We start from the raw sequence: 10729 nt of genomic DNA, 5'->3' as shown, positions 1-10729 counted from the left end.
TTAAGAGCGCTTCGTCAATATAGAAATGTCTTCAAGTTGATTATGACCCGTTTTTTAGTGCATGTGCTAAGAGGCGGTTGCAGTCTGTGAGAAGAGGAAAACTTAAGATTTTTCCCGGTCTTTTTGAACATCCACTTTCCATACATTTTGATTGAGTTTCATTGATACAGGGTGTAAAATGAAGTAACTGTTATTTAACAGTTCTGAAGATTTTCAAGGGGGAACGGGAAATGAAATTCATAAAGTTTATTTTGCAAATGTTATTGATTACCTTTTTTTACATCATTGGTGAGGTTTTACAAAATATCTTTCGGTTATCGATCCCGGGGAGTATTATCGGATTAATTTTATTGTTTTTCTGCTTGTCCGGTAAAATACTTCCGGAAACCTGGGTGAATCAAGGGGCGAATTTTCTGCTATCGCTTATGCCTTTGTATCTCGTACCGGCCACAGTTGGGGTGATGAATTATTTTCACATTTTTCACGGCAAAGGAATACTCCTTATCATAGGTATAATCGTAAGTACCTGCATTGTCTTTGTCGCTTCTGCTTTTGTTTGTGAAAAATTGGGGAAAACTACATTCAAAGAGAAGGAGAAACATTTGGCATGAACACTATAAGTATTGGAGTCGGCATGTTCTTATTAACCGTTGGCGTATTTTTTGCAGCGAAAAAATTTGCCGTTAAATATAAAAACCCGATTTTGAATCCAACATTAACAACGACCATCATCATTATTATTATATTGGTAAGCTTGAATATTCCTTATGAAACATATATGGATGGGGGCAAATGGCTTCATGAATTATTAGGACCGACAGTCGTGGCGTTAGCCTTTCCTTTATATAAATACAAAGAACTTTTATTGAAATATTTCCAACCGGTCTTGGTTAGTATTATTCTGGCCGTTACATTGAATTTGATAACGGTTTACATAATCTTAAATCTTCTTGGTTATACGAAAGAAATGATTTTTACGGCGCTTCCCAAGTCGATTACAACCGCTGTCGCTGTTCAAATAGCCAGTCAGATTGGCGGGATTCCGTCATTAACCGCTGTTTTTGTTATGATCGCAGGGTTTACCGGGGCAATCATCGGGCCGTACTTACTTAAAATTTTCAAGTTTGACCATACAATCGCACGCGGAATGGCTTTTGGTAACGCCTCCCACGCAATTGGCACAGCCAAGGCATTTGAAGATAATCTCGAAACAGGTTCAATCAGTTCAGCAGGCATGATTTTATCGGCAATTTTAAGTTCTTTTCTTATCCCTTTTCTTGTTTGGATCCTTTTTTAAAAAATCGAGTTAAAAAAAACGGCTTATCCGGGCCACGGTTCTCCATCCGCAATCATCCTATATTTTTTTAAAAAACCAAGGTTAAAAAATGGCTTATCCCCTTCCTGCCAGGGATAAGCCGCTTTCTTATACCGTTGCTTCTTTTTTCCTGTCGTATTCCTCACCAATTGCAGCTAGTCTTTCTCGTATTTGTTCTTCTGTCAACCCATGTTCTTTTACATACAAGTTTCTCGGATGAACCCGGCACTCATGGGAACAACCCCGTAAATATTTATGTTCATTTTCCTTAGAGCAGAGAATTTGTTTGTTACAGTCCGGATTGGCACAATTAACATAACGCTCGCACGGCTTTCCGTCAAAATAATCACGACCAACGACGACATGTTCAACTTGATTGATCGGGACACTAATCCGCTCATCAAAGACATAGCATTTGCCATCCCACAGCTTTCCCTTTACCTCAGGGTCCTTTCCGTACGTAACAATTCCACCGTGAAGCTGATATACTTCTTCAAATCCTTCTTTTTTCAGCCAACCGGAAAATTTTTCACAACGGATTCCCCCGGTACAATAAGTCAAAATCTTCTTCCCTTGAAATTTTTCTTTATTTTTCCGAATCCAGTCAGGTAATTCACGGAAGGCTTTAATGTCCGGACGAACTGCCCCACGGAAATGACCTAAATCATATTCATAATCATTTCTGGCATCGATAACAATTGTATCGTGATCTTGCAACATTTGATAAAATTCTTTCGGTTTAAGATAGTTTCCCGTCAATTCAGTCGGATCAATATCTTCATCTAAACGGAGACTGACAATTTCCTTCCGATGGCGGACATGCATCTTTTTAAACGCATGGCCTTCAGCTTCATCAACTTTAAAAACCATATCACTAAAGCGGGGATCTTTTCTTAATGTATCCATATAAAGATTCGTTTGTTCCACCGTACCCGATACCGTCCCGTTGATTCCTTCATGAGCGATATGAATTCTCCCTTTAAGTCCTAATTCCTTGCAAAACTTCAAATGCTCTTGTGTAAAAGTTTCCGGGTCTTCAATCGGAACATATTTATAATAAAGCAATACTCGATAGTCCATTTTGTATTACGCTCCTTACCTAATAATAAATCACTGTTAATCATTTTAACACAGTTTATATGTTGTTTATAACTATATGAACTTAAAATCTAAGGAAGATTTTCCCTGTTCCATCATCTTTGTTGTGATTGAATACGGGAGCGTGCACAAAACTTGGCACCATTTGTTTTTAGCAAAAATAATGGTGCATAGTGATTAATTGGGTAATCCTTCATATTACAACTTTACGGGGCCTGTAACAGGTAGTTTAAATAAAAAAACCACTATACAATGATGGGTCACCTGTTTGTACAGTGGAAATCAAATTTTACATTTAATTATAGGTCCGAACTAATTTTAACTTTCTTCTTTCCTTCATCTTTGCCTTTTCATCTTTCCAAACAATATAGAAGAGAAAGAAATTAATACCACCGGCTAACAATAGCCAAGAAACAAGCAAGACTTCACCCTTTATAATCGATCCGAGTACACAAACGGTACAAAGTAAGCCGACAATGAAATAAAATCCTATCAATACTTTACCCATTTCGCCCCCCTGTTCATCATTTTTACAAATTTTTTAACCATAGTTCAAATTTTATTCAATTAATGTTCACAAAATGTTCATATATTATTTTATTCTACAATACCAGAATTTGAAATGGTTTTCAACCAGTTGAAGAAAAAATTTTTTGACAATTATCGACTACGGAATTTTTGAAAGGCAAAGTTTTTCCTAATTTCTCCTTTCTATAAGGGAATTTCCTTATTTTTAAAAAAATAAAAGGGAACATTATATCCAGGAGGTGAACATGATGAAAAAACTAATCATTACGTTTCTAACATTATTTTTGATTTTTCCTTCTATCGCTTACGGTCAGACTACATACACAGTTCAACCCGGCGACAGCATGTGGAGAATTTCTGTTCGGTTTCAAGTGGGGCTGAGTGAACTAATCAGAGCAAACCCGCAAATTAAAAATCCGGCTCTCATTTACCCAAACCAGAAGCTAACGATCCCCCAAATTTCGGAAAAAAATGTTGAGGCCCAAGTCGTTCAATTGGTCAATCAAGAGCGGGCAAAAGCCGGTTTAAAGCCACTTATCCATAACTGGGAACTATCGCGAGTAGCCAGATATAAAAGTATGGATATGAGAGATCGCGGGTATTTCTCTCATAATTCACCAACATATGGGAGTCCGTTTACAATGATCAATAACTTTGGAATACGTTTCCGCGCTGCCGGTGAGAACATCGCTCAAGGACAAGCAACCCCTCAAGTGGTCGTTACTGCTTGGATGAACAGCCCCGGACACCGCGCCAATATTTTAAGTACAAACTTTACAGAGATCGGTGTCGGTTATGCTGCGGGAGGTTCCGGAAGACATTACTGGACGCAAATGTTTATTAGGAGATAGTGATTTAGAAGTGGTTGTACAACTATTTTCAAGTTGTACAACTTTAATTTTATGGGATGTTCAAACTGAAGATTTATATGTATAAATCCGGTTTGTATCAAAGAAAAAGGGCTCCATTTTTGGAAGCCCTCTTTCATATGATTTGTTGATCTAATATTTCAATTTCGCTACTTTTTGCCTTACTTTTTCAATATTAGCCATCTTATTATCCCAACACGCTTGGCTCAAGTCAACCGGATATAGCGTTGGATTTAAAATTCGTTTATATTCATCCCACAGCAGATCAAGATTTTTCTTTACATAATTTTGGATTTCCTTAATCGTCGGCAATTCATAAACGAGCTTACCATCCACGAAAATATTTTTATGCAAATCAACTGCTTCAAAATTAGTCACATATTTACTAATAAACGTATGTACCGGATGAAACATTTTTAACGGCTCTTCCTCTTGCGGATTTTCCCAGTCTAAAGTAATGTAATCTCCTTCTGACTTGCCATTTTGTTTATTAATAATCCGATAAACTTTTTTCAAACCGGGTGTTGTTACCTTCTCCGGATTCCCGCTTATTTTGATCGTATCGATTAATTTACCGTCTTCTTCAATCGCAACGAGTTTATACACAGCTCCTAACGCCGGTTGATCAAATGCTGTGATCAATTTCGTACCGACACCCCAACTATCAATTTGTGCACCTTGGGCTTTTAAATTAATAATTGTATGTTCATCCAAATCATTAGAAGCGAATATTTTTGCTTCCGGAAAACCGGCTTCATCAAGCATTTTTCTTGCTTTCTTAGATAAATAAGCCAAGTCGCCACTATCAATCCGAATTCCGACAAAACGAATTTGATCCCCTAATTCTTTGGCCACCCGTATTGCATTCGGTACCCCGGATTTTAACGTATCATACGTATCAACAAGAAAAATACAATTTTTATGAGTGCTGGCATATTTATGAAAAGCGGTGTACTCATCATGATAAACTTGAACCATGGAATGTGCCAGTGTACCCGAAACCGGAATACCAAATAATTTTCCTGCCCGCACATTACTTGTTGAATCACAGCCACCGATGACTGCAGCCCTTGCTCCCCAAATTGCGGCATCCATTTCTTGCGCCCGTCTTGTCCCGAATTCAGCAACCGGTTCATCCCCAACCACTTGCTTAATTCGAGAAGCCTTGGTGGCAATTAATGTTTGATAGTTCACGATGTTTAACAGGGCGGTTTCAATTAATTGTGCTTCTGCCAAAGGTGCCTCGACACGGATAAGCGGTTCATTGCCAAAAACGATTTCACCCTCAACAACCGAACGCAAGGTTCCCGTAAATCGAACTGTTTTAAGATACGTTAAAAAGTCTTCCGGATATCCTATTTCCCGTAAATAGGCTAAATCACTCTCGGTAAATTTGAAGTTACGTAAATAGTCGATTACTTTTTCGAGTCCGGCAAAAACAGCATACCCGTGTCCAAACGGCATTTTACGAAAAAAAACTTCAAAAACCGCTCTTTTATTATGGATACCGTCTTCCCAATAAGACTGCACCATATTGATTTCGTACAAGTCGGTATGTAATGCTAAGGAATCATCGGTGTATTTTCTATTCACCTTGTTTACCCCCAATTTACTATTTGTTCACAGTTTCTCAAAAGTCTTTACTTTTCATTCGTAATTATATTATACCATCATTATCCATTATCTCTACAATTGAAATATGAATAAAAAAATTTGAGTGTTTGGGCGTTAAGGCAAAGCAGAGCCGTAGTTCACCAAGAAGTTTTTTTGGTTGCTATGTAAAAAAAGACATGCTTATTCAACAGCCAAGCCTATGCTTTCGAAGCTTTCCTTGTGCACTTTTTCACTTACCGCAACAAGCTCTTAATGTATAAGAAAAGGATGCCTAATGGGTTGGACATCCTTTTGGTAAAACAATATTAAGGTTTCAAAAGAACTTTTATACAGCCATCGGTTTTTGTATCAAATACCTCATAACCATGTTCGGCTTGATCGATCGGAATAACATGGGTGACAATATCAGCCGGGTTAAACTCCCCTTTTGCAATGAGATTATATAAGTAAGGCAAATAATGGATGACCGGTGCTTGACCGGTACGGATACTTACATTACGTTGAAAAATATCGCCGAGTGGGAAGGCATTATATCTGGAACCGTAAACACCCGTTAACTGAATCGTTCCGCCTTTTCGCACACATTGAGCAGCTGTAACAATAGCACCCATGGCCCCACCATGAAGCTTCAAACCGGTTGCTAAAAATTCGAGCGGCTTCATTTTCCCGTCCATTCCGACAGCATCGATGACCACATCCGCTCCGCCTTTTGTGATTTCTTTTAAATATTCTCCGACGTGTTCATGCTCTTCAAAATTGACTATTTCAACATTATTCGTTCGTTTCGCATGTGCCAGACGGTAATCAATATAGTCAACGGCGATCACCCGTTTGGCCCCTTTCATCCAGGCAAATTTTTGCACCATTAATCCGATCGGACCGCAGCCTAAAACAATAACCGTATCTCCTTCTTTCACACCGGCATTATCGACACTCCAATAAGCGGTAGGGACAACATCAGCGAGAAGTACCAATTTTTCGTCTTCCACTTCCGAACCCTCTGGTATTTTGAATGGAGTAAAATTCGCATAGGGAACTCGCAAGTACTCAGCTTGACCACCCGGATAACCGCCGGCTGTACCAGAGTAACCAAAATATCCACCCATTTCTCCATTCTCATTTGCATTGTCACATTGACTTTCCAGTTCATGTTTACAGAACCAACATTCCCCGCAAGCGACAGTAAAAGGAATGATAACGCGGTCTCCTTTTTTGACTTTCGTAACATCCGGACCGACTTCTTCAACAATCCCCATCGGTTCATGCCCGATAATATAATCCTCAGGTGTATTCGGAATCATTCCGTGGATTAAATGAAGATCCGAACCACAGATTGCCGTTGTCGTAATTTTAACGATAATATCATCTCGTTTTTTTATCGAGGGAGCTTCCACTTCTTTTACCTTAATATCTTTAATACCTTGATATGTGACAGCTTTCATTGCCTGTTCCTCCTTCAATTATACGGCGTCGCAAAATTACCCAAGCGGTCTGTATCTTTTGGAAATAGGTCAAGTTCCGCAATTTTTACAGCCAACTCTGACGCACGTAAATCTATTTCAAACTGTTTAGACAGATCGTAAGGGTAAAACCATTCTTTTTCCATCATTAGTTGGTATAGTTCACTATGTAACTGAATTCCTTCTTTTAACTGTTCTTTCAACTTTTTTCTTAGCTCCGGATTTGCAGTTTCCGTAATCGCAATCGCATAATTTCGCACACCGGTTTTTACTGTTGTTAAAAATTCCATCGCGATCGCGGAATCCATTTGATCAGGCATTCCAACCGCATTGATCGGGTCTAAATAATCTTGTAACATGTTTTTTCACCTCTATTGTAATTTTGCATGGAGATAGGAATCTTGAAGTTCTTTTATATGTTTCATTGTCATTTGGACATCTTTTTCCATTAATGCCCGTAAATCTTGATCAAAGACAACACCTTGCATGAGTTTTGACTTCAGTAAACAGACGGTCTTGAAGTTGAGAATTTCATGCGTATCCATCGTTTCATGAAAAGCTAACTGTTGTTCAGTCATTGTCTTCACCTCTAAACACATTTTTTTCTAGTATGGAAAATTGAACATCTTTTCATCAGTTGAAACATTTACCAAACTCGTCAAAAATTCCTATGTATGAGAATCGTTTTTTTGCAACATAGTATGAAAAAGTTTGTTTACGAGGTGGGAATATGAATAAATCTTTAGCCCTTCATGAAACATTGGAACTTCATGAACTGTTAACCTTCAAATCGCTATGCTTATCAAAATCAACTTTGATGTCCGGACTGGTTCAGGACGAGGAATTAAAAACAATTTTACTGAATGATGTTAAGGCCGGGGAAGAAGGTGTAAAACGTTTAGAAAACTTGATTAGATGGGATGGGCAGTAAAGATATTGAATCTTTCAGCCTATTCAAACACGTTAAATGGAGTTAAGGTGGTGAGAAAATGCTTGAGTTTCTTAAAAACATGATGGGGATGAAGGGGATGACCGATCAAGTCATTGCCACGGATTTTCTAATTTCTACAAAATCAGGGGTAATCAATACCGCTTTAGCACTCACAGAATCAGCGACACCGGAATTACGGGCGGAATTGGAAAATCAATTATTTCAAGCAATTGATACTCATGAGCAAATCAGTGACTATATGATTGCAAAAGGTTATTATCATCCTCGGTCATTAAAAGACCAATTACAAATCGATGTCCAAACAGCCAATACAGCAACAAGCTTGGCGAAATCAAAACAAAATTCGTGAAAACAGCTATTTGGGATTACCCTGCATAACTGCAAGACTTTAGAAGGACCCTGTAGACTTAGTTTCTACAGAGGTCTACTAGCTGTTGCTAAATTCCAATAGTCGTTTCCGCCAATTCAACAATAAAACCCAAATTTTCATTAAGAGGTGTACGGAATTCTGCAGTTCGTACCCGGAATTCTACAGTACACCCCTGATATTCAATAGGAAAGGAACTGAATAGCCTTTTTACATTTTTGTTTTATTATCGAGTAAAAAGCACGCGATTGGTTTCCCTTAATTCCTTTATATTGGCAGCTCCTATTCCAAACATCGCCATTTGTAATTCCAGTTCTCGTGTCGCCATGACTTCCATTACGGCTTCCGGTGATTCTGTCGCTTGTTTTAAAATCGATCTGGCAATGCCGACATGATTAGCCCCGAGCGCAATCGCCTTTGCTGCATCGACACCGGTCCGAATGCCACCGCTTGCAATGATCGTTTGTTCCGGTAATTGTTCCCTGACGGACATAATACATTCAACCGTAGGAATTCCCCAATCACTGAATGCCTCTGCAGCTTCCTTCTTTATTTTTTCTTTGGAACGGAATTTTTCTACTTGACTCCAAGAAGTTCCCCCCGCTCCGGCTACATCAATAAAAGACACACCGACTTCGGTTAACCGTTTTGCTACATCGCCGGCAATCCCCCAGCCTACTTCTTTCACACCGACCGGTATATTCAAACCGGAACATAATTTTTCAATTTTTCCAAGAAGGTCTTTAAAATTCGTGTTTCCCTCTTGCTGTATAACCTCTTGAATACTATTCAAATGCAGGACAAGAACATCGGCATTAGTAATCTCAATAATTTGCTTACATTCATCGACACCGAAACCATAATTGAATTGAACCGCACCTAAATTTGCAACAATTGGAATATCGGGGGCATATTTTCGTAATTGAAAAGAAGCACGATGGTCTTTACTTTCAATTAGTGCCCGAGTAGAACCAAGCGCCAGCACCCATCCCCGCTCTTTAGCAGCAATCGCCAAATTCCGGTTAATGGTCTCTGCCATCTGAGCCCCGCCTGTCATGGAACTAATTAAAAACGGTGTTTTAACCGGCTTCCCGAAAAAACTTGTAGCCAGCGAAATTTCTGCAAAATCAATTTCCGGCAAGGCGTTATGAATAAAACGAACGGACTCAAATCCGGTGGTAATTGATGTTCCGGTTACTTTTTCATTTAAAACAATTTTTATATGTTCAGATTTTCGCTGATTGATCTCATGAGACACACCAATCACCCTCTTTTCAATATATTTATTTCAAAACTACTCAAATGGGCGGGCTCCTGTATACATCCGATTTGTCCAACTAACAATCAGATTTCAAAACTATTCAGATAGGCCGGCTCCTGCATACGTCCAGTTTGTCCCGCTAACAATCAGATTTCTGCTGGATCGGCTCCCTGTTCAGAAATTTGTAGTGACAAAGGGAAAATGCCTGACTTCTTCCATTCATCGGTAAGCGCTTCAAGCAATCCATCGTTTTTTACCAGCGCAATACCGCAGTCGCCACCTCCGGCTCCTGACGACTTGCCACCTCCGTATTTATTGGCAATATCGATTAATTTTTTCAGCTCCTTTGTTTCAATCGCAAAAGAAACATGTTCACCGAGTTTTTGTAAGGCCATTCGATTTTTCTTGATCCCATCAATGACACCTTCCACACTCTTTTGCAAAAAACTTTCCAAGATACGGGTAACAGCATCCGTACTTTCCTTTAAAAAGCGTTTATAAACAGGAGGGTTGTCATTTCGTATACGTTGAACCGTCTTTACCATCGATGCCGTTGATGCCGCCTTTTTCGTCCAACCGACAGCAAGATGCATCTCAATAGGCGGCGTTAGCCTTTCTATATGAAGACCCGGCCAGTCCATTTTCAACAAATCGCTTAAACTTGTCCCTTTTTTTAATTCTTGGTTCAACCATTCCGGACGAAACATTCGATAATGCAGCCATCCTCCATAGGTTGACGCGGCAATATCGGCACAAGAGCCATTCCCTTGTGTTTGATAATGAGCAATGGCGGATAATTTATAAATCCATTCCTTTGTCGGTCTAATATTTTCCAGCTTATAAAAATTTAACAAAGCCGTAATTACCGTAACAACAATCGCAGCACTCGAACCTAAACCGAATTTCTTTCCGGAATCATCGTCAAGTTCACTTGTTACTGTCAATCGAAACGGCCGAGGGAGGGTCCCGTTTTCCTTCAACAATTGATAAAAAATAGATAAAGCATTTTTTACAAAAACTAATTTTTCATCTTCTTGATTGAAAAGGACTTGGCCATCTTGCAAATTAAATTGAATATCCGGAAAACCGATTTGCGGAAGAGAAATGGTATGAATCGAGTCTTCCTCAATAGTTCCTTTCATATATCGATTAACAGCGATTACGATTGCAAACTGATTCGGCTCAAGCACGGCATATTCTCCGGCAATAAATAATTTGCCGGGAACTTTCACATGAATAACCGATTTTTCCATATATCATCTTCC

The 10729-nt window shown here is 39.1% G+C and carries 13 protein-coding genes; 5 read left to right on the top strand and 8 right to left on the bottom strand.

Features of this window, described 5'->3' with window-relative positions; translation table 11 throughout:
• The first annotated feature begins 230 nt into the window (after positions 1-230).
• On the top strand, positions 231-611 hold the full coding sequence (locus tag NSQ14_RS01985) for a CidA/LrgA family protein (RefSeq protein ID WP_346216804.1): 381 nt from the start codon (positions 231-233) through the stop codon (positions 609-611).
• Positions 608-1297 carry an LrgB family protein gene (locus tag NSQ14_RS01980; protein ID WP_346216803.1) on the top strand — a complete coding sequence of 230 codons (690 nt, stop codon included), beginning with the start codon at positions 608-610 and terminating at the stop codon, positions 1295-1297. The genes NSQ14_RS01985 and NSQ14_RS01980 overlap by 4 nt, the downstream gene beginning before the upstream one ends.
• A 126-nt stretch (positions 1298-1423) precedes the next feature.
• Here NSQ14_RS01980 and NSQ14_RS01975 read toward each other — a convergent pair whose 3' ends face one another.
• A complete protein-coding gene (locus tag NSQ14_RS01975; protein ID WP_343155712.1) occupies positions 1424-2395 on the bottom strand; it encodes a rhodanese-related sulfurtransferase in 972 nt (323 codons plus the stop codon).
• 313 nt (positions 2396-2708) lie between these two features.
• Entirely contained in the window at positions 2709-2921 is a 213-nt protein-coding gene (locus NSQ14_RS01970; protein WP_034767532.1) for a hypothetical protein, read from the bottom strand.
• 268 nt (positions 2922-3189) lie between these two features.
• On the opposite strand from NSQ14_RS01970, the gene safA reads away from it, so the two are divergent.
• Positions 3190-3792 carry a SafA/ExsA family spore coat assembly protein gene (safA, locus tag NSQ14_RS01965; RefSeq protein ID WP_328187652.1) on the top strand — a complete coding sequence of 201 codons (603 nt, stop codon included), beginning with the start codon at positions 3190-3192 and terminating at the stop codon, positions 3790-3792.
• Positions 3793-3942: 150 nt separating this feature from the next.
• Here the strand turns inward: safA and NSQ14_RS01960 are convergent, their stop codons facing one another.
• The 4 genes from NSQ14_RS01960 to NSQ14_RS01945 form a co-directional block, all read right to left on the bottom strand.
• The gene (locus NSQ14_RS01960) at positions 3943-5403 is read right to left on the bottom strand and encodes a nicotinate phosphoribosyltransferase (RefSeq protein WP_108897406.1); all 1461 of its coding nucleotides are present in this window, start codon (positions 5401-5403) and stop codon (positions 3943-3945) included.
• Between the two features lie 326 nt (positions 5404-5729).
• On the bottom strand, positions 5730-6866 hold the full coding sequence (locus tag NSQ14_RS01955; protein ID WP_216405317.1) for a zinc-dependent alcohol dehydrogenase: 1137 nt from the start codon (positions 6864-6866) through the stop codon (positions 5730-5732).
• A 14-nt stretch (positions 6867-6880) separates the two neighbouring features.
• Positions 6881-7243, bottom strand: coding sequence for a spore coat protein (locus NSQ14_RS01950; RefSeq protein ID WP_034767528.1), 363 nt, complete (start codon positions 7241-7243; stop codon positions 6881-6883).
• A 12-nt stretch (positions 7244-7255) separates the two neighbouring features.
• Positions 7256-7462, bottom strand: a complete 207-nt coding sequence (locus NSQ14_RS01945; protein WP_034767526.1) for a hypothetical protein — start codon at positions 7460-7462, stop codon at positions 7256-7258.
• Positions 7463-7614: 152 nt separating this feature from the next.
• On the opposite strand from NSQ14_RS01945, the gene NSQ14_RS01940 reads away from it, so the two are divergent.
• On the top strand, positions 7615-7815 hold the full coding sequence (locus tag NSQ14_RS01940; RefSeq protein WP_034767524.1) for a hypothetical protein: 201 nt from the start codon (positions 7615-7617) through the stop codon (positions 7813-7815).
• A gap of 58 nt (positions 7816-7873) precedes the next feature.
• Positions 7874-8185: a spore coat protein gene (locus tag NSQ14_RS01935; protein WP_041845834.1), complete on the top strand. Its 312-nt coding sequence runs from the start codon at positions 7874-7876 to the stop codon at positions 8183-8185.
• Between the two features lie 244 nt (positions 8186-8429).
• Here the strand turns inward: NSQ14_RS01935 and fni are convergent, their stop codons facing one another.
• Both fni and NSQ14_RS01925 read right to left on the bottom strand, forming a co-directional pair.
• Positions 8430-9461 (bottom strand): type 2 isopentenyl-diphosphate Delta-isomerase, encoded by a 1032-nt coding sequence (gene fni, locus NSQ14_RS01930; RefSeq protein ID WP_041903329.1) that lies wholly within the window; start codon positions 9459-9461, stop codon positions 8430-8432.
• Between the two features lie 149 nt (positions 9462-9610).
• Positions 9611-10717: a phosphomevalonate kinase gene (locus NSQ14_RS01925; protein ID WP_041845836.1), complete on the bottom strand. Its 1107-nt coding sequence runs from the start codon at positions 10715-10717 to the stop codon at positions 9611-9613.
• Positions 10718-10729 lie beyond the last annotated feature (12 nt).

This window comes from Caldifermentibacillus hisashii (assembly GCF_039654145.1).
GTDB classification, from domain to species: Bacteria; Bacillota; Bacilli; order Bacillales; family Caldibacillaceae; genus Caldifermentibacillus; species Caldifermentibacillus hisashii.
This window is presented reverse-complemented; position numbering and strand designations above follow the sequence as displayed.

Excerpts from the sequence above, each read along its gene's own strand:
- NSQ14_RS01985 (WP_346216804.1), top strand. The coding sequence starts at position 231 with ATGAAATTCATAAAGTTTATTTTGCAAATGTTATTGATTACCTTTTTT.
- NSQ14_RS01980 (WP_346216803.1), top strand. The coding sequence starts at position 608 with ATGAACACTATAAGTATTGGAGTCGGCATGTTCTTATTAACCGTTGGC.
- NSQ14_RS01975 (WP_343155712.1), bottom strand. The coding sequence starts at position 2,395 with ATGGACTATCGAGTATTGCTTTATTATAAATATGTTCCGATTGAAGAC.
- NSQ14_RS01970 (WP_034767532.1), bottom strand. The coding sequence starts at position 2,921 with ATGGGTAAAGTATTGATAGGATTTTATTTCATTGTCGGCTTACTTTGT.
- safA (WP_328187652.1), top strand. The coding sequence starts at position 3,190 with ATGAAAAAACTAATCATTACGTTTCTAACATTATTTTTGATTTTTCCT.
- NSQ14_RS01955 (WP_216405317.1), bottom strand. The coding sequence starts at position 6,866 with ATGAAAGCTGTCACATATCAAGGTATTAAAGATATTAAGGTAAAAGAA.
- NSQ14_RS01950 (WP_034767528.1), bottom strand. The coding sequence starts at position 7,243 with ATGTTACAAGATTATTTAGACCCGATCAATGCGGTTGGAATGCCTGAT.
- NSQ14_RS01945 (WP_034767526.1), bottom strand. The coding sequence starts at position 7,462 with ATGACTGAACAACAGTTAGCTTTTCATGAAACGATGGATACGCATGAA.
- NSQ14_RS01940 (WP_034767524.1), top strand. The coding sequence starts at position 7,615 with ATGAATAAATCTTTAGCCCTTCATGAAACATTGGAACTTCATGAACTG.
- NSQ14_RS01935 (WP_041845834.1), top strand. The coding sequence starts at position 7,874 with ATGCTTGAGTTTCTTAAAAACATGATGGGGATGAAGGGGATGACCGAT.
- NSQ14_RS01925 (WP_041845836.1), bottom strand. The coding sequence starts at position 10,717 with ATGGAAAAATCGGTTATTCATGTGAAAGTTCCCGGCAAATTATTTATT.